This is a genomic window from Citrobacter sp. 506, assembly GCF_050434985.1.
Classification (GTDB): domain Bacteria; phylum Pseudomonadota; class Gammaproteobacteria; order Enterobacterales; family Enterobacteriaceae; genus Citrobacter; species Citrobacter braakii.
Map to the genome: position 1 here is coordinate 978,407 of NZ_JBNDJN010000001.1, position 19,372 is coordinate 997,778.

Genomic DNA, 19,372 nt, shown 5'->3' on the forward strand with positions numbered 1-19,372 from the left:
TTAATCTCCTTTCAGGCAGCTCGCATACTGGTTGGCTAATTGGTTCAAAAACGCTGAATAGCTTGTTTTACCCAGTTTGATATTCGTTCCGAGCGGATCCAACGTTCCCATTCGAACGGATGTCCCTCTCGCGACGGCTTCAACGACCGCTGGCCTGAACTGTGGCTCAGCAAAAACGCAGGTTGCTTTTTGCTCAACCAACTGTGTTCTTATTTCATGTAAACGCTGCGCACCAGGTTGAATCTCAGGGTTCACGGTAAAGTGACCAAGCGGTGTTAGTCCGTAGTGTTTTTCGTAGTAGCCATAGGCGTCATGAAAAACGAAGTAACCTTTTCCCTTGAGCGGCGCGAGCTCGTTACCTACCTGCTTATCGGTTGCGGCTAATTGTGCCTCAAAATCCTTCAGGTTGGCGTCAAGTTTGGCTCGACTTTGCGGCATAAGTTCCACTAATTTTTCATGGATTGCAACCGCTGAGGCCCGTGCTATCTCTGGGGAAAGCCAAAGATGCATGTTGTAATCGCCGTGATGGTGATGCTCGTCACTTTTTTCACTGCCGGCATCATTATGTCCATGATCGTCATCATCGTCGTCAGCACCTTTCATGAGTAACGGTTTCACGTCATTGAGCTGCGCAATCGTTACCTGTTTTGCGTTAGGAATATTCTTGACTGATTTTTCCATAAACGCTTCCATCTCAGGTCCAATCCAAACGACTAAGTCCGCGCCCTGTAAGCGTTTTACGTCTGAAGGACGCAATGAGTAATCGTGTTCGGAAGCCCCGTCAGGCAGCAGAACCTGGGTGTCAGTAACCCCGTCAGCAATGGCTGAAGCGATAAACCCCAGTGGCTTAAGAGAAGCCACGACAGCGGCATTTGCCGACTGTGTTGCACTACCCCAAAGAGCAGCGGATAATGCTGCGAAAAGAAGCGTATTTTTATGTAACATAATGCGACCAATCATCGTAATGAATGTGAGAATTGTGATATTATAACATTCTATAACTTCTGCAAGACTAAAATTGATATGACGACTTTGGTTTCACTGGAAAATGTCTCGGTCTCTTATGGTCAACGCCGCGTCCTCTCTGACGTATCGCTTGAACTTCGACCCGGTAAAATATTGACGCTTCTCGGCCCAAATGGTGCCGGGAAATCTACGCTGGTTCGCGTTGTATTAGGGCTGGTAGAGGCTGATGAGGGAGTTATCAAGCGTAATGGTCGATTGCGGATTGGCTATGTGCCGCAAAAACTGTACCTCGATACAACGCTTCCGCTGACGGTAAGTCGGTTTATGCGCCTGCGTCCCGGCACCAAAAAAGAAGATATCCTTCCGGCACTGAAGCGTGTTCAGGCCGGACATCTGATGAATGCGCCGATGCAAAAACTCTCTGGCGGGGAGACACAACGCGTCCTGTTGGCCCGTGCTTTATTGAATAAACCTCAGCTACTGGTGCTTGATGAGCCAACCCAGGGCGTGGATGTCAATGGGCAGGTCGCACTGTACGATCTTATCGACCAGTTGCGACGTGAACTGGATTGCGCCGTACTGATGGTTTCTCATGACCTGCATCTGGTGATGGCAAAAACCGATGAGGTACTGTGCCTGAACCATCATATTTGTTGTTCTGGTGCGCCGGAAGTGGTTTCCATGCACCCGGAATTCATCTCAATGTTCGGACAACGCGGTGCCGAACAACTCGGAATTTACCGTCATAATCATAATCACCGCCACGATTTACAGGGTCGTATCGTCTTACGCCGGGGAAATGGTCACTCATGATTGAATTGTTATTACCCGGTTGGTTAGCCGGGATCATGCTGGCCTGTGCCGCTGGCCCGCTCGGCTCGTTTGTGGTCTGGCGTCGAATGTCTTATTTCGGTGATACGCTGGCCCACGCTTCGCTACTGGGGGTCGCCTTTGGCCTGCTGCTGGATGTAAACCCTTTCTATGCGGTCATCGTCGTCACCTTGATGCTGGCAGGCGGTCTGGTATGGCTGGAAAAACGCCCCCACCTCGCGATCGATACTTTATTGGGCATTATGGCCCACAGTGCGCTGTCATTAGGGCTGGTTGTCGTCAGCCTGATGTCCAACATCCGAGTGGATCTGATGGCCTACCTGTTTGGTGATTTGCTCGCCGTGACGCCAGAAGATCTTATTTCCATCGCCATTGGGGTGGTTATCGTTCTGGCGATTTTGTTCTGGCAGTGGCGCAACCTGCTGTCGATGACCATCAGTCCGGATCTGGCATTTGTGGATGGCGTGAAGCTGCAACGCGTTAAGCTACTGCTGATGCTGGTCACAGCATTAACTATTGGCGTGGCGATGAAATTTGTCGGGGCGTTAATTATCACCTCGCTGCTTATTATCCCTGCGGCAACCGCCCGTCGCTTTGCCCGTACGCCAGAACAGATGGCAGGGGTTGCCGTTGGTGTGGGAATGATAGCGGTTACAGGCGGGCTGACCTTCTCGGCCTTCTATGACACCCCGGCAGGTCCTTCCGTGGTGCTGTGTGCTGCGCTGCTGTTTATCTTCAGCATGATGAAAAAACAGGCGAGCTAATGCGTATTTTAGCCGGATGGAGGCTATTGCCTTATCCGGCTTTTTATTTCATGAGCGAAATGCTTCCCTTCCCGCGGTTTATTAAATGTTTATCCCCACAGCCACATAATCAGCGTTAAACTATTTATACCGTTATTTTAGGGAGAAACGATGATGCGCGTACTGGTTGTCGAGGATAATGCTTTATTACGCCACCACCTCAAGGTTCAGTTACAGGATTTAGGGCATCAGGTGGATGATGCAGAAGATGCGAAGGAAGCGGACTATTATCTGAATGAACATCTGCCGGATATCGCGATCGTTGATTTAGGACTCCCCGATGAAGACGGTTTGTCATTGATCCGCCGTTGGCGCAGCAATGAGGTTTCGTTGCCGATTCTGGTGTTAACCGCGCGTGAAGGCTGGCAGGACAAGGTGGAAGTACTCAGCGCCGGAGCCGACGATTACGTCACAAAACCGTTTCATATCGAAGAGGTGGCTGCGCGCATGCAGGCACTGATGCGTCGCAACAGCGGTCTGGCATCGCAGATTATCTCTCTTCCTCCTTTCCAGGTGGACCTCTCTCGGCGCGAGTTATCCGTCAATGATGAAGTTATCAAGCTCACGGCGTTCGAATACACCATTATGGAAACACTTATCCGTAATAACGGCAAAGTGGTCAGTAAAGATTCGCTCATGTTACAGCTTTACCCGGATGCCGAGCTGCGTGAAAGCCACACCATTGATGTTCTGATGGGGCGTCTGCGTAAAAAAATACAGGCGCAATACCCGAATGATGTCATCACCACCGTGCGTGGCCAGGGATATCTTTTTGAACTGCGCTAATGAATAAATTATTGCGTCATTTTTTCCCGTTATCACTGCGGTTGCGCTTTTTACTGGCAACCGCAGGCGTGGTATTGGTGCTTTCGCTGGCCTACGGCATGGTTGCCCTGGTGGGTTACAGCGTCAGCTTTGATAAAACAACGTTCCGCCTGCTGCGGGGCGAAAGTAACCTGTTCTATACCCTGGCAAAATGGGAGAACGGTAAGATAAACGTCGAGCTGCCCGAGAATCTCGATATGCAAAGCCCAACAATGTCGCTGATCTATAACGAAGACGGTGAGTTGTTGTGGGCGCAGCGCAATGTTCCCTGGCTGACGCACAGTATCCAACCAGAATGGCTAAAAGCGAACGGTTTTCATGAGATTGAAGCCAATGTAGATGCCACCAGCACCTTACTGGGCGAAGATCATTCCGCTCAGCAGCAGCTAAAAGAAGTCAGGGAAGATGATGACGATGCCGAAATGACCCACTCGGTCGCCGTGAACGTCTACCCCGCCACTGCCAGAATGCCACAGTTGACCATAGTGGTTGTCGATACCATTCCTATTGAGCTAAAGCGCTCGTATATGGTCTGGAGTTGGTTTATTTATGTGCTGGTCGCCAATCTGTTGCTGGTCATTCCGCTGTTATGGGTAGCCGCTTGGTGGAGTCTGCGGCCTATCGAATCGCTGGCGCGTGAAGTCCGTGAGCTTGAGGAACATCATCGAGAGATGTTAAACCCCGCCACCACGCGCGAACTGACCAGCTTGGTCCGCAATCTTAATCGACTTTTAAAAAGCGAACGCGAGCGCTACGACAAATACCGTACGACGTTAACAGACCTCACCCACAGCCTGAAAACACCGCTGGCGGTATTACAGAGTACGCTCCGCTCGATGCGTAATGAAAAAATGAACGTGAGCGACGCGGAACCCATCATGCTGGAACAAATCAGCCGTATTTCCCAGCAGATTGGCTATTACCTGCATCGCGCCAGCATGCGTGGCAGCAGCGTGCTGCTTAGCCGCGAACTGCATCCGGTCGCGCCGTTGCTGGATAAACTCACCTCGGCGCTAAATAAGGTGTATCAGCGTAAAGGCGTCAACATAAATCTCGATATCTCACCCGAAATCAGTTTTGTGGGCGAACAGAACGATTTTGTCGAAGTGATGGGCAACGTGCTGGATAACGCATGTAAATATTGTCTGGAGTTTGTCGAAATTTCAGCGCATCTGTCCGAGGATCAGCTACACATTCTGGTTGAAGATGATGGTCCTGGTATTCCGCAAAGCAAACGGGAAGTGGTGTTTGACCGTGGACAGCGTGTCGATACGCTACGACCAGGGCAAGGCGTTGGACTGGCGGTGGCGCGAGAAATCACCGAACAGTATGACGGGCAGATTATTGCAGGCGATAGCCTGCTGGGTGGCGCGCGCATGGAAGTTATTTTTGGCCGCCAGCAGCCGGGGCAGATAGACGAGTAATCGCCGCATGTAATAAATATGTACTGATTTCCCGCTTGCGGTTAAGTATCCGTTATAATCGGTTGCAGATACCAGCCTGCGGGATGCTCATTATGGAATACCAACTCACACTTAACTGGCCCGATTTTCTTGAACGCCACTGGCAGAAACGCCCGGTGGTCTTAAAACGTGGGTTTAACAACTTTATTGATCCACTCTCTCCTGACGAACTGGCTGGACTGGCAATGGAAAGCGAAGTCGACAGCCGACTCGTCAGCCATCAGGACGGTAAATGGCAGGTTAGCCACGGTCCGTTCGAAAGCTATGATCATCTCGGCGAGAACAACTGGTCGCTGCTGGTACAGGCGGTCAATCACTGGCATGAACCCACCGCCGCGCTGATGCGTCCGTTTCGCGAACTGCCGGACTGGCGGATTGACGATCTGATGATCTCCTTCTCTGTCCCCGGCGGCGGCGTTGGCCCACATCTTGATCAGTACGATGTGTTTATCATTCAGGGAACCGGGCGACGTCGCTGGCGCGTGGGCGAAAAACTGCAGTTGAAGCAGCACTGCCCTCATCCGGACCTGCTGCAGGTCGCCCCGTTTGAAGCCATCATCGATGAAGAGCTGGAACCCGGCGATATCTTGTACATTCCACCAGGATTCCCGCACGAAGGCTATGCGCTGGAAAACGCCATGAACTATTCGGTCGGTTTCCGCGCGCCAAATACCCGCGAACTGATCAGCGGCTTCGCCGATTACGTTTTGCAACGTGAGCTGGGCAGCACGTATTACAGCGATCCTGACCTGCCGCCGCGCGATCATCCGGCTGACGTTCTGCCGCAGGAAATGGACAAGCTGCGTGAAATGATGCTTGGACTGATTAATCAGCCGGAACATTTCCAGCAGTGGTTTGGCGAGTTTATTTCTCAGTCTCGTCATGAGCTGGATACTGCTCCACCGGAGCCGCCGTATCAGCCAGACGAAATTTACGATGCCCTGAAGCAAGGGGATGTGTTAGTGCGTCTGGGCGGATTGCGCGTATTGCGCATCGGCGATGACGTCTACGCCAACGGTGAGAAAATTGATTCACCGCATCGCCCTGCCCTGGAAGCGCTTGCCAGCCATATTGTTCTGACGGCCGAGAACTTTGAGGATGCGCTGGAAGATCCGTCTTTCCTTGCCATGCTTGCCGCACTGGTAAACAGCGGATACTGGTTCTTCGAAGGATAATACGAACGGTGCCTGATGCGACGCTAGCGCGCCCTATCAGGCCTTCTGGAGTGAAATACTGTAGGCCGGATAAGCGAAGCGCTATCCGGCATCTATCGATAAATTTACTGCTGCTTTGCGGTTAACTCCGCAATACGTACAATCACCCGCACCGCTTTTTCCATTCCTTCCAGAGTTACAAACTCATGTTTACCATGATAGTTGTAGCCTCCGGTAAACAGATTCGGACACGGTAACCCCATAAACGACAGCTGCGCGCCGTCGGTGCCGCCACGAATAGGTTTCAGCACCGGCTCAATATCGCAATCGCGCATCGCCTTCTGGGCGATATCCAGCACATGCGGATGCTCAATCACTTTTTCGCGCATATTGTAGTAGCTGTCTTCAATCACCAGTTCGATATAGCAATCCGGGTGTAACCCTTTGCCGACCTTTTTGGCGATCTCCATGATCTTGCGTTTGCGCGCTTCAAACTGCTTGCGGTCAAAATCACGGATGATGTAGTGCATATCCGCCCGATCGACCGTCCCTTTCATGCTCGCCAGATGATAAAAGCCTTCGTAGCCTTCCGTCGTTTCCGGGCTTTCGTCTGCCGGAACCTCAGCATGAATACGAGCAGCCAGCGACAGCGCATTCACCATCACCCCTTTTGCGGTACCGGGATGGACATTGTTGCCGACAATTTTGATATTAACCGACGCGGCGTTGAAGTTTTCAAATTCCAGCTCTCCCACGCCACCGCCGTCAACGGTATAGGCCCACTGCGCATCAAATGCCGCAACGTCAAAATGCTTCGCCCCTTTACCAACCTCTTCGTCCGGCGTAAAGGCCACGCGGATATCACCGTGCGGAATATCTTTTTGGATGAGCACCGCCAGCGCGGTCATGATTTCCGCCACGCCTGCTTTATCATCCGCGCCCAGCAGCGTTTTACCGTCTGTGGTGATCAGCGTCTGACCCAGAAGTTGATGCAGCACCGGGAACATCACCGGCGACAGAACTTCATCACCAATGCCTAACGCAATATCGCCGCCGCGATAGTTTTCAACGATTTGCGGATTAACGTTTTTACCGCTGAAATCCGGTGAGGTATCCACATGGGAAATAAAGCCGATCGCGGGAATATTGCCAGCAACGTTAGCGGGCAACGTGGCCATCAGCGTCCCCTTTTCGCTCAATGAAATGTTAATCAGCCCCATCTCTTCGAGCTGTTGTTTGAGCAGTTGTAATAACTTCCACTGTCCTTCGGTGCTGGGTACCTGCCGCACGCCCGATTTTGATTGGGTGTCCAGCGACACGTAGTGTAAAAAACGCTCAAGTAGTTTATCCATGCAGTCACCCTCACTTTTTGTGACAACATTATCAATAAGCAACAAAAGACAAATATTGCGTCAGGTCACTTTTATCCCCGCAAGTGAGAATATTTCGCCCTGACATCCCCTCTGACTATAGGGCTAAGTCAGTAATTCGCAACAAGGATTGGCGATTACCATGGTTTGCCGTAGAATAACGGCCCTCATTAAGAGTCATCAAGGTGGTTAACCACGAACCCCGCAGCGGTCAGCCATCCGTTGCGTTTACATGGGACAGAGTAAAAAATTGAATAAACAACCGCGTTCGCTTTCTCCACTGGTGCAATTAGCGGGAATTCGCAAAAGTTTCGATGGCAAAGAGGTGATTTCCAGCCTGGATTTGACCATCAATAATGGCGAGTTTCTCACGCTGCTTGGCCCCTCTGGCTGCGGTAAAACAACCGTTCTTCGCCTGATTGCCGGTCTGGAAACGGTTGATTCCGGTCATATCATGTTGGACAACCAGGACATCACTCACGTTCCTGCGGAAAACCGCTACGTGAACACCGTCTTCCAAAGCTATGCGTTATTTCCCCACATGTCCGTATTTGAGAATGTGGCCTTTGGCTTACGCATGCAAAAAACGCCCGCAGCCGACATTACCCCGCGCGTTACCGAAGCTCTGCGCATGGTGCAGCTGGAAGAGTTCGCCCAGCGAAAACCGCATCAACTCTCCGGTGGACAGCAGCAGCGCGTAGCGATTGCCCGAGCGGTGGTCAATAAACCCCGTTTACTCCTGTTAGACGAATCTCTCTCTGCGCTGGACTACAAACTGCGCAAGCAGATGCAGAACGAACTGAAAGCGCTGCAACGTAAGCTTGGTATCACCTTTGTCTTTGTCACTCACGATCAGGAAGAGGCGCTGACCATGTCAGACCGTATCGTGGTGATGCGCGATGGCAAGATTGAGCAGGATGGTACGCCGCGCGAAATCTACGAAGAGCCGAAAAATCTGTTCGTCGCCGGGTTTATCGGTGAGATCAATATGTTTAACGCGACGGTGATAGAACGTCTGGACGAACAGCGCGTTCGTGCTAACGTTGAAGGTCGTGAGTGCAATATTTATGTCAACTTCGCGGTGATTCCCGGACAGAAGCTGCACGTCCTGTTACGCCCTGAAGATCTGCGCGTTGATGAAATCAACGACGACAATCATATCGAAGGCCTGATCGGCTACGTGCGTGAACGCAACTACAAGGGCATGACGCTGGAGTCGGTTGTGGAACTGGAAAATGGCAAGATGGTGATGGTCAGTGAATTCTTCAACGAAGACGATCCTGACTTTGACCACTCTCTCGACCAGAAAATGGCGATTAACTGGGTAGAAAGCTGGGAGGTCGTACTGGCTGATGAAGAACACAAGTAAATTCCAGAGTGTGGTGATCGTCACCATTGTCGGTTGGCTTGTGTTATTTGTCTTTCTGCCCAACCTGATGATCATCGGCACCAGCTTTTTGACCCGCGACGACGCCAATTTCGTCAAAATGGTCTTTACGCTGGAAAACTATACACGCCTGCTCGATCCGCTCTATTTTGAGGTACTGGTTCACTCCCTCAATATGGCGCTGATTGCCACGCTCGCCTGTCTGGTGCTCGGCTATCCGTTTGCCTGGTTTTTGGTGAAACTGCCGGAAAAAGTGCGTCCATTGCTGCTGTTCCTGCTGATTGTTCCGTTCTGGACCAACTCGCTTATTCGCATCTACGGACTCAAAATATTCCTCAGTACCAAGGGCTACCTCAACGAATTTCTGTTGTGGCTCGGCGTTATCGATACCCCCATTCGCATCATGTTTACCCCCAGCGCGGTGATTATCGGCCTGGTGTACATCCTGCTGCCGTTTATGGTGATGCCGCTCTATTCCAGCATTGAAAAGCTCGATAAACCGCTGCTGGAAGCCGCGCGCGATTTGGGCGCCAGTAAACTTCAGACCTTCACCCGCATCATTATTCCGTTAACGATGCCGGGAATTATCGCCGGATGCCTGCTGGTTATGCTGCCCGCAATGGGGCTGTTTTACGTTTCCGATTTAATGGGCGGGGCGAAAAACCTGCTGATTGGCAACGTGATTAAAGTTCAGTTCCTGAACATCCGCGACTGGCCGTTCGGTGCTGCCACCAGCATTACGCTGACCATCGTCATGGGTCTGATGCTGCTGATCTACTGGCGCGCCTCCCGCTTGCTGAACAAGAAGGTTAGCGACATTGATAGTTAACCGATATTACTCAAAAAGTTAAAATAATCATGGCATGCAGTTTACCCTCAAGTAAACTGCATGCCAGGTCAGGAACGGGGATAAGATTTGTAAAATCAGAAAGGAATTGTAAACCCGCAAAATTATGCCGTCATGATACGCATGAATTTATTATCGATATTCAAGAAATTGTCTTCTGGATTCATCATCTTCAAGGTACTCAAATGAGAGAAGGCGAATTTTGGTAAGGTTATAAAACCACTCGCAATCGTTTCGTTGAATAATTTCGCCAGGCTTGAAACATATTCCTGATGCTTCCCGGATAATCGCATATTTACCATTATTAAACCTGGCCCTGTGGATACAGAAAGATTGACCAACCTGCCCATGACAGCTGTTCGAAAGGATATGTCCTTCAATAAAAATAGATTTTTTAGATTTCATCATCATATCCTCTCAAACTACAGTACAGGAGCAATATTGTCATTTCCCAACATCACTCACGTTAGGTGGCAGAAGCCGATCAGCCGCCGATACACCAGCATTCTGATGGTCTGAACAACAGCCCGCAGGCAGGGCACTCCAGAACCGCATCTTTTCTTAGTTTACCTGCTTTCTGATCGGCTCTGTATGCGCATACCGGGCAGGCAACATGCACCGGTCTTTCTTTAAAGTGCCTGAGTCCTTTTGTATAAGACATAAATAATTCTCTGAGGAACACAGTAATTATTATACGCCTTAATATAAAAATAACTGGCTTAAGTTATGTTAATTTATGATTAAATCAGGAGATCAGATATTGAAAATTAAACGTCTGATTTATGATATAATACCCTTCCGTGAGAAATTTATCATGAAATCAGAAGACACCCTTGACTGGTACCCAGCCCAGTTGCCACCAGTGAAAATTATTCTTGGCGAAGCCGTGCTGGCAGTGGGAAAACAGGGCCGACCTATTAATACCCGAACTTTGCTGGAATACCTTCAGGTCATGCAGGACAAGCAAAAAAAACGAGATGACAAAATCGCCATGCAGACAGCGATTGAGGTTCTCAGGGATAATCAGCGCATTAACGGCAGACGTTAATGCGCGTCTGGACTCAGTGTCAGTTCTGAATAATCTCAACCGTATGGTTTTGTCCATCATCCCGCAGCGGTATTCTGTCATCAGGGAGGAGAGCACCATCCAGTGTAACGCGATATTCTGCATCGCCGCGTGAGACACTAATCTGATAATGGCTTTCGCCATATTGATAAGCCATAGAAAAAGACGGCCACCCATCCGGCAACCGGGCATGAACCGTCAGGTCAGCACCGGAACGTTTTATCCCCAGTAATTCCTCGGTAAGTAAACGCCAGGCCCAGCCTGATGAACCGGTATACCAGCTCCATCCGGCACGTCCGATATGGGGAGCGACGCTGTAGACATCAGCGCTCATGACATAAGGCTCGGCTTTATAGATCCCGACTGAGTTCACATTCAGAGTATGATTTATCGGACTGAGCATGGACCAGAGTTGCCAGGCACGATCGGCATTCCCCATTCGGGCAAATGCCATCACAGCCCAGATAGCGCCATGTGTATACTGCCCTCCGTTTTCCCGCACACCAGGCAGGTAGCCCTGTATGTAACCCGGATTTGGACCGTGCCCATCGAAAGGCGGCGTCAATAGTTTTATCAGTCCCCCCTCGCTATCCACAAGGTGCTTATCCAGCGCCTGCATGGCCTTTGCGCACCGTCCCAGGCTAGCGGCCCCGGACAATACTGACCAGCTCTGGGCAATCGCATCAATCCGGCAGTCCTGTGAGGCTTTCGACCCCAGGGGAGTACCATCGTCAAAATATCCACGCCGGTACCATTCACCATCCCAGGCGTGGGCTTCGAGATTGCTTTGCAGGCGTACAGCCTGTGAACGGCACATTGAGGCGACGCTTTCATCCAGCCTGCGATCAGCCAGCGCCGCAAACCGCTGCAAAATGTCGAACAGGAAGAAGCCCAGCCAGACGCTTTCACCCTTGCCGTCGATCCCCACCCGGTTCATGCCGTCATTCCAGTCACCCGCCCCCATCAGCGGCAGACCATGCTCCCCGAACTGTTGTCCATACTTAATGGCTTTGACGCAGTGTAACCAGAGTGTCTCTTCGGTACCGCTGATCACCGGCGTATCATAGGCAGACTCTTCACCAGGCTGAAGCGGACGTCCCTCCAGATAAGGAATACGTGTTTCCAGTACATCCATATCCCCCGTCGTTTCAACATAGTGGCAAACGGCAAGCGGAAGCCACAGATAATCATCGGAACAGCGGGTGCGCACCCCGTTGCCGTGTGGCGGGTGCCACCAGTGCTGTACATCACCCTCAATAAATTGCCGTGATGCACAGAGGATTATCTGTTCTCGCATCCGGTTCGGATCAGCATGGCTCAGCGCCAGCGTATCCTGCAGTTGATCGCGAAAACCAAATGCGCCGCCGGACTGGTAGTAACCGCTGCGAGCCATCAGGCGACAGGCTACCGTCTGGTACAATAGCCAGCCATTCACCAGTAAATTTACCGATGTGTCGGGGGTGTTAACCGCGATTTTATCGAGCACATTGTGCCAGTGGTTGTGAACCCGGTTCAGCTCCTCGCGGACCGTCTCCTCATTCATATAACGGGCAAGCGTCTCCTGAGCTCGAATATGATTCTCCTCTGCGCCGAGGATAAAAATAAACGTCCTCTGATCGCCATCAATTAATGTTACCGCCGATTGTACTGCCCCGCAGGGATCCAGACCGGCGCCCGTTTTACCTGAAAGCCTGCGTAGCTTCATGACCGACGGGGCGTGCAGAGAACCATTACGACCGATAAACTCCCGGCGATCCCCGGTCAACGAACAGTCATTACCGCTGACGGCAAAAAAGGCAGTACGACCGCTACCGTTATCACCATAAAAGTTGTTCGCCAGCACTCCGCAGCCGCCAGGCGGTCTGGCCGCATGAGTCACAATGTGAGGGGCTGAGCGAGTTCGTGTTCCTCCGAGCGTCCACTCCACATAGCCGGTGACGGAAAGTTTGCGTGTCCGCCCCGAAGAGTTACTGAGCGTCAGGAGCGCCAGTTTAACCGGCGCCTCTTCGGCAACCAGGACCGTCAGCTCGCTGTCTATACCACTCTCTCGATGGGCAAACACGCTGTAACCGAAACCATGGCGGGTCAGGTAATCACCATGTCCGCGAACAGGTAAGGCCGTCGGTGACCAACACTCACCGCTCTCTTCATCGCGCAGATAAAACGCCTCGCCGCTGCGATCGCTCACCGGGTCGTTCTCCCACGGTGTCAACCGGTATTCATGTGCATTCTCATACCAGGAGTAGGCCTGTCCCGCCTCTGAAATCACAGTGCCAAAACGGGCATTTGCCAGTACGTTTGACCAGGGTGCCGGTGTCTGCGCATCTTCCCGCAGGACAATCTGATATTCCCGACCATCCTGAGAAAATCCACCGTACCCATTGAAATGGCATAACTGACTGATATCGGGACTCCAGTCCGTATGTTGATTACGCTCGCGTACAGCCCGTGGAATGAGTGCTCTGGCCTGAGGTTTAAGGGTGTGAGTACGCTGATTAAGCTGCTCATTAATACTGCCTGTGCGGTCATCAAGATAAAGACAGGCCACGCTCATCAAAAGCAACTTATCCTCAGCAGAGAGATGCTCGCCATTACGAACAAAAATACCGCCCGTTTTGTCCAGCAGGCTGGCTTCAGACCCGGCATAAATTAAGTCCATAATCTGATTTTGTAAGCCCTGCTGGTAGCCGCCGGGACTGTTATTCAGGATAACCAAATCAACATCCAGCCCTTTCTGTCTCCAGTAACGGTGCGCCTGAATCAGTGTGGTCACTGAGGCAATACTTTCCTCGCTGGTAATACTGATCAGCACTATCGGCAGATCGCCTGAAATTGCCCAGCCCCACAGACCGGACTGACCACGCCGGTTGCGGCTGATCGCCTGGCCTTCGGCGCGCAGCTCCTGGACAGGGTAAAGCACCGCGCTGGCAAGACGATTAAACAAAGTGGCATCATCTTCACTGGCGTTCATCTGGCGTAACACCACCAGACTGTGAGACCAGGCCAGTTCAAAGACGCGATCAGCGATAGGGTAATCGCGGTATTTTTCCAGCAACGCCAGGCTCTGCTGGCGGGTCTCGCTGATGCCATAAATGATATCAATCGTGACCGGCTGCCCCGGCTGCAGAGTGATGGTGTGGCGTATTGCCAGGATCGGATCCAGCACTGACCCCGACGTGTTGCTGAGCGCCCCGCCTGTCTTTATTGCCTGGGCATCCGCAGGGTTTCTGCCACGACCAAGAAATTTTGCCCTGTCTGTTTCAAACGAAACGTTATGACGGTTATCGCCATGCACCACCATCATGTGAAACAGGCAGGGACTCGCTTCACCCGGGGAACGCGGGCGCCGGTGGCAAAGAATAGCGTCACGCTCAGGATCCAGTTCCGTCTGAATAAACAGATTGCTAAATGCCGGGTGTGCCAGATCGCTGGCTTCAGGCGCCAGTACTACTTCGGCATAGGTTGTCAGTTCCAGAGAGCGAGGCTGGCGACCACGATGAATCAGTGTGAGTCGTCGCAACTCAATATCATCCTCCGGGGAGATCACAACCTGAGTTTTGACGCTGAGCCCATCGAAAGTGCGTCTGAATTCAGCACTCGCATCGGTGAATATCACTTCCTCGTCATGCCCGCTGGTGTGGGCTGTCGGTTGCCAGGTATTGCTCGACACATTCCCCGTCTGTATATCGCGGATATAGCAAAATGCTCCCCAGTTATCGCGGGTGGTATCACTGCGCCAGCGCGTAAGCGCAATATTATTCCAGCGACTATAGCCGCCGCCGCCCGTGGTCAACATCAGATGATAATGGTTGTTGGACAGCAGTTGAATATCCGGGGCTGGCGTGTCCACGCCATAGAAAATACGGGGTTCATAGCGAACGGGTTTGACCCTGCCCTCATGAGATTCAAAATGACGGCGTGGGCTGTACAGATCGACCGCATCCGGCACGCGTTCCTGTAACAGCAGGCTCGCTGATCGGAAGACCGTACTGGACATGAAGCGTTCAGTCATCGGGGCGTCAAGTAGCACATGAGCCAGCGCCTGAAACGCCATGCCCTGGTGATGCGCCATCCAGGACTGAACCACCGCATAGAGCTGACCGGTTGCGAGGCGAGAGGGAGTATAGTCCAGCGCTTCATAAAAACCGTATTCACCATGTGCGCCATTTTTTTGCAGCCTGAACAGGTTCTCACAGGCTTTCTGTGGCGAGACCATCAACGCCAGCAGTGTGGCGTAAGGGGCGACAACCATGTCATCAGCAAGCCCCCTGCGCAGGCCGAGACCCGGCACACCAAATGCCTGATATTGATAATTATGCTGAACATCAAAAGCATGATAACCAGACTCTGAAACGCCCCACGGTACTCCGCGTTCTTTCCCCCAATGAATCTGGCGCATAACCGCCGACTGACTCATTTCATCGAGCAGGCTGCCAGGCCAGGTGGGCATTACCAGATTCGGCATCAGGTATTCAAACATTGACCCGCTCCATGACATCAGGGCGGTTTCATTGTCAATGGTGGTGAACAGTCGCCCCAGCGCGTACCAGCTTTTAAGAGGCAGTTGATTAGTGGCAATGGCAAGAAAGCTGGTCAGGCGGATTTCAGACGGCAGAAGATCGTAGTGGCTCTTGTCAGGCATATTCGTGTCACAGTTATAGCCAACACTGAGCAGACTGGTTGCTTCGCTATACAGAAAGGCGAAATCCATCCGGGCATGCTCATCCAGCCGTTGTTCAAGTTCAGTGATAATATTGAGTCGCATCCGGGCCTGCTCCGTCGCTGACGCCGGGGGGGTTCCTACACCAGTAAATGTTGCGCGGGCAAGCTCGCACAAAGTCGGCAGCGTCTGTTCGTTCCAGGATGCAGGTAACCAGCCAAGCAGCAGCGACCACTCATGGCAAAGCTGAACCAGTTGATGCTCCAGATGTCCTGCCCAACGCATCTGAAGAGGAGATCCCTGATGGCATAGCGTGTTCAGGTGATTGCACTGGGTGCGCATATTTTTCAGCTCGCTGAAAAATGTCTGCGGAGAGAGCGACACCGCGCTCAGGCAGTGTTTTCGCAGCAACCGCAAGCTGTCAGGCGGGTTCTGACCCCACTGTTTTTCCAGAATATCCAGCGTATCGTTCAGTCCTGCCAGTATCTGTTGGCGATTTAAAACTGGCTGATGACGCATGGCGGACAGCCCTGCACGCAGGGTCAACAAATGCCCTGCCATGTTGCCGCTGTCGACGCTTGAGATATAGCGTGGGCTGAGGGGGGCCAGCGTACGAGTGTCATACCAGTTGTAGAGATGGCCCCGGTAGTGCTCCATTTTATCCATTGTGTCGAGCGTGAGCGACACGCGCCGGAGCACTTCCCCGCCGGGCAGGTAGCCAAAGTCCCATGCCGTCAGGTTAGCCATGAGGGAAAGGCCAATATTGGTAGGAGAAGTTCGATGGGCCACCGTCGGCTGCGGTATTTCCTGGTAGTTATCAGGCGGAAGCCAGTTCTCTTTTTCTGTGGCAAAGGTTTCAAAAAACGCCCAGATTTCACGGCTTGTCTGGCGCAACAGCTGTTTTTGTTCCGGATTGGGCGAAAACACCTTACGCGCAGGCTGGCGACTCAGCCAGCTCATCAGCAGCGGTGCCACACACCATAACAAACCGATCGGCAACGCAATCCCCAGCAGTTGTGGAGCAAATTGTCCGGTCAGAATTATCAGCATCACACCACATGCAACATTCAGCCACATCGCCTGATAAAAACGCGCGACAGTGGGGCCGGCCTGATTGCTGTCCTGGCTGTGGCTGACCCACTGGCTGAGGTGACGCCTGCTGATCCCCAATCGCCATAACGTCACGGCGATCGCTTTTAGCGAATATCCGGCTTCGTGCGGCAGTATCGCAAAATTAAGGCCGATACCTGACAAACGCTTCAGCGCACCCGCCCCTACCAGTAACAGATGCGGCTTCAGGCGGCGACGCAGAGGTTTATGCAGCAGGTCATGGGTGATGCAGAGGATGGTTGGCAACAGCCATATCAGCGACAGTAAGCCCAGCCAGTAAACCGGATTAGGTACCCCAAGCAGGGTGAAGAACAGCAATACCAGTAATGAGGGGGCGACCAGACTGCGACGCAGATTATCAAGTAATTTCCAGTAAGAAAGCGCGGTCAGCGGATTCCTGGTCCGGGTTCCATCGGCTCTTCTGACACGTGGTTTCAGCCAGTTAAGCAGTTGCCAGTCACCCCGGATCCAGCGTGAACGGCGTGCAACATCCGACAGATAATTATTCGGGTACTGTTCATAGAGTAACACCTCACTGAGCAGACCCGAACGTGCATAGCATCCTTCGAGTAGATCATGGCTGAGAACCAGGTTTTCCGGGCAGGTGTTGGCCGTGGCCTGCATAAAAATGTCAACATCGTAAATCCCTTTGCCCACGAACGATCCTTCCCCAAAAAGATCCTGATAGATATCCGACGACATCATCGAATAGGGATTATTGCCCGGTATGCTGCTGCGCATGGCGGCGTAACGTCCCTGACCGTTGCGTGGTATCTCCTCCGCAAGGCCGGGTTGTAAAATGCCAAATCCTTTGACAACCCTCTGGCGTACCGGATCATACTCTGGCGTATTCAGCGGATGCGCCATTGTCGCGACCAGTTTGTGCGCCGTATCGCGCGGCAGCACCGTATCACTGTCCAGGGTAATGACGTATTTAATGTGGCCCGGTAAAAGGTTAGCAGGCATGTCTGCAATGCTGACGAATTGTGTCCCCGGATGGCGCAACCAACTGTTCAGTAACGCCAGTTTTCCCCGCTTGCGTTCATAGCCCATCCACGTTCCTTCAGCGGGGTTCCATTCAGGCTGGCGGTGTAGCAGGTAAAAACGCGGGCGGCTGGAGGGATAGCGGCGATTCAGCACCTGCGTATCGGCGATCGCCTGTCTGAGCAGCATCTGGCTTTCCGGCGAGGGTTCATTTACAGAATCAGCGAAATCAGTGAGCAGCGCAAACCTGAGATTTTCGTTTTCATTCCCCAGCCAGCAGACTTCAAGACTGGTGAGGAGTTGGCTGAAACTTGCGTGGCTGGTCAGCATGCAGGGGATGACTAACAGAGTGGCGCTGTCAGGGGGAATGCCGGTTGAGAAATCCATCCGCGGCAAGGGGCGAGGAACGCGAAAACGGGTAGTGGCGTCACTGAGTAAATCGCTCATCAACTGAGTTACAGCGATAATCAGAGGGAATATCACCGCGATCAACAACCAGTCTGCGCCCTGCATGGCTGTTTCGTGCAAAATTGCCGCGGTCGTTGCGGTTGTCAACAACGCCAGGCTTCCAAGCCATGACAGCAGGGTTATTCTGTTGAAACTGTGCCGCAGGCGCATGAGCCTTGAGGTGTCTGCTAACAGATGAATTTCCAGCGCCTGCCGACCTTCGCCTGCGAGATAATAACCAACATGATATTCCAGTGTATCGGGAGCACTGTTTCCTGAAAGCGTCAGCACCCTGTCAGCAACTTCAGGCTCGCTGAGACCACTGTCTCTGGCCAGTACCTCAACAACGTGCCGGTAATGATCCCGGGTATTGAAGTGCATCCGAGGATAGATACCGGCAGGATCATTGCGTAATGCCTGTTCGACGACACTTATCGTTTCGGCGAAATCAGCCCAATCCGTTTCACTCAGTAATCGCAGGCCCGCGATACTGTTACTGACAGATAGCTGGCTGGCGGCAAGCTGTTGATTGAAATTATGTATGAGAACGTCGGTGGTGATCCCCTGTTCCCGAAGGCACTGATCAACCCAGGTCAGAGGTAACGACAGCGCATTGCCATGCCCCTGCAGACGCCGCACCAGCTCTGCGACAAACGCACTGGTTAACGTAGGTCGGGAGCGTGCCATATCGGCAACAACCATGATTAAATCGCCAGGGGCATTCTCTGCACATCCGAAAATCTTTGTTATCCACATATCGGCCAGCGTTCTGTCCTGCTGCGCTTTGATCACTTCGATACTGATACGACGAAGATTTTCAATCAGCGCCAGGCGCAGCATTCCCGGTAACGCCCAGACTTCACCTAATGTCAGCGGGGTCACCTGTTGATAGGCGGTGAGATAGCTGGTCAGGCTGGCGGCATCCCAGCGCCCGTCACCGTGAGCAATGGCCTCTGATGCAATATTGTAAATTCGTGGGCAATTCAGCGGCGACATCAGCGACGGGAGACCTTTACCAAAGCTTTTCGGCAAGTGCTGGCGGACAGTGCGGATTTGTTCCTCAATCAGATAATAATTGTCCAGCAACCACTCCCCGGCAGGCATGATGCTGGTCTTTTTACCCGCGTTAAGCTCATAACAGCTTTGGGTAATGATGGCCTCATTCTCGCCGAGTCTTTTTAGAAGATAATAAGGATGTTTATCCGGCGATAATTTATGGGTCCGTGCGAGCTTCTGACCGTAGCGTTCCATCTGGGCGGTCGAAAAGAGTTCTGACTGCAGCGTGCTTTCACCGGCAGGATCGTTCGCCGAAAACGTTACGCTTTCGGTAGCATTCATCGGAATATGGGAGCGGTTAAACCACGCCCTGGGGTTCATTTTCATAGCATTGCTCTGATGCAGAGTTAGCATGCAGGAGCAGTTGCGAAATCAGTTCAGAAACGTTCTCTCAGGATGGGCG

Annotated in this window: 12 protein-coding genes; 8 read left to right on the plus strand and 4 right to left on the minus strand. The window is 52.2% G+C overall.

Features of this window, described 5'->3' with window-relative positions:
• Positions 1 to 945, minus strand: a complete 945-nt coding sequence (gene znuA, locus ABIE10_RS04950; protein WP_019076521.1) for a zinc ABC transporter substrate-binding protein ZnuA — start codon at positions 943 to 945, stop codon at positions 1 to 3.
• A gap of 78 nt (positions 946 to 1,023) precedes the next feature.
• Between znuA and znuC the strand changes: the two genes are divergently transcribed.
• The 5 genes from znuC (at position 1,024) to roxA (ending at position 6,063) form a co-directional block, all read left to right on the plus strand.
• Positions 1,024 to 1,779 carry a zinc ABC transporter ATP-binding protein ZnuC gene (znuC, locus tag ABIE10_RS04955; protein WP_016152761.1) on the plus strand — a complete coding sequence of 252 codons (756 nt, stop codon included), beginning with the start codon at positions 1,024 to 1,026 and terminating at the stop codon, positions 1,777 to 1,779.
• On the plus strand, positions 1,776 to 2,561 hold the full coding sequence (gene znuB, locus ABIE10_RS04960) for a zinc ABC transporter permease subunit ZnuB (protein WP_103766149.1): 786 nt from the start codon (positions 1,776 to 1,778) through the stop codon (positions 2,559 to 2,561). Before znuC ends, znuB begins: the two co-directional genes overlap by 4 nt.
• Before the next feature lie 153 nt (positions 2,562 to 2,714).
• Complete coding sequence (phoP, locus tag ABIE10_RS04965; RefSeq protein WP_046274776.1) at positions 2,715 to 3,386, plus strand: two-component system response regulator PhoP; 672 nt, start codon at positions 2,715 to 2,717, stop codon at positions 3,384 to 3,386.
• Positions 3,386 to 4,849: a two-component system sensor histidine kinase PhoQ gene (gene phoQ / locus ABIE10_RS04970; RefSeq protein WP_016152698.1), complete on the plus strand. Its 1,464-nt coding sequence runs from the start codon at positions 3,386 to 3,388 to the stop codon at positions 4,847 to 4,849. The genes phoP and phoQ overlap by 1 nt, the downstream gene beginning before the upstream one ends.
• 92 nt (positions 4,850 to 4,941) lie before the next feature.
• The gene (roxA, locus tag ABIE10_RS04975; protein WP_429154928.1) at positions 4,942 to 6,063 is read left to right on the plus strand and encodes a [50S ribosomal protein L16]-arginine 3-hydroxylase; all 1,122 of its coding nucleotides are present in this window, start codon (positions 4,942 to 4,944) and stop codon (positions 6,061 to 6,063) included.
• A 104-nt stretch (positions 6,064 to 6,167) separates the two neighbouring features.
• Here roxA and pepT read toward each other — a convergent pair whose 3' ends face one another.
• Positions 6,168 to 7,394 carry a peptidase T gene (gene pepT / locus ABIE10_RS04980; protein ID WP_047415361.1) on the minus strand — a complete coding sequence of 409 codons (1,227 nt, stop codon included), beginning with the start codon at positions 7,392 to 7,394 and terminating at the stop codon, positions 6,168 to 6,170.
• Between the two features lie 250 nt (positions 7,395 to 7,644).
• Between pepT and potA the strand changes: the two genes are divergently transcribed.
• Both potA and potB read left to right on the plus strand, forming a co-directional pair.
• Positions 7,645 to 8,781 (plus strand): spermidine/putrescine ABC transporter ATP-binding protein PotA, encoded by a 1,137-nt coding sequence (gene potA, locus ABIE10_RS04985; protein WP_047501985.1) that lies wholly within the window; start codon positions 7,645 to 7,647, stop codon positions 8,779 to 8,781.
• A complete protein-coding gene (potB, locus tag ABIE10_RS04990; RefSeq protein ID WP_016150058.1) occupies positions 8,765 to 9,628 on the plus strand; it encodes a spermidine/putrescine ABC transporter permease PotB in 864 nt (287 codons plus the stop codon). Before potA ends, potB begins: the two co-directional genes overlap by 17 nt.
• 502 nt (positions 9,629 to 10,130) lie before the next feature.
• Here potB and ABIE10_RS04995 read toward each other — a convergent pair.
• Positions 10,131 to 10,307 carry a YnfU family zinc-binding protein gene (locus ABIE10_RS04995; protein ID WP_213083733.1) on the minus strand — a complete coding sequence of 59 codons (177 nt, stop codon included), beginning with the start codon at positions 10,305 to 10,307 and terminating at the stop codon, positions 10,131 to 10,133.
• A gap of 153 nt (positions 10,308 to 10,460) precedes the next feature.
• Here ABIE10_RS04995 and ABIE10_RS05000 point away from each other — a divergent pair, with 153 nt between their 5' ends.
• Complete coding sequence (locus ABIE10_RS05000; RefSeq protein ID WP_029139493.1) at positions 10,461 to 10,694, plus strand: hypothetical protein; 234 nt, start codon at positions 10,461 to 10,463, stop codon at positions 10,692 to 10,694.
• Positions 10,695 to 10,713: 19 nt separating this feature from the next.
• On the opposite strand, the gene ABIE10_RS05005 is transcribed toward ABIE10_RS05000, so the two are convergent.
• A complete protein-coding gene (locus ABIE10_RS05005) occupies positions 10,714 to 19,296 on the minus strand; it encodes a GH36-type glycosyl hydrolase domain-containing protein (protein ID WP_429154932.1) in 8,583 nt (2,860 codons plus the stop codon).
• Positions 19,297 to 19,372 lie beyond the last annotated feature (76 nt).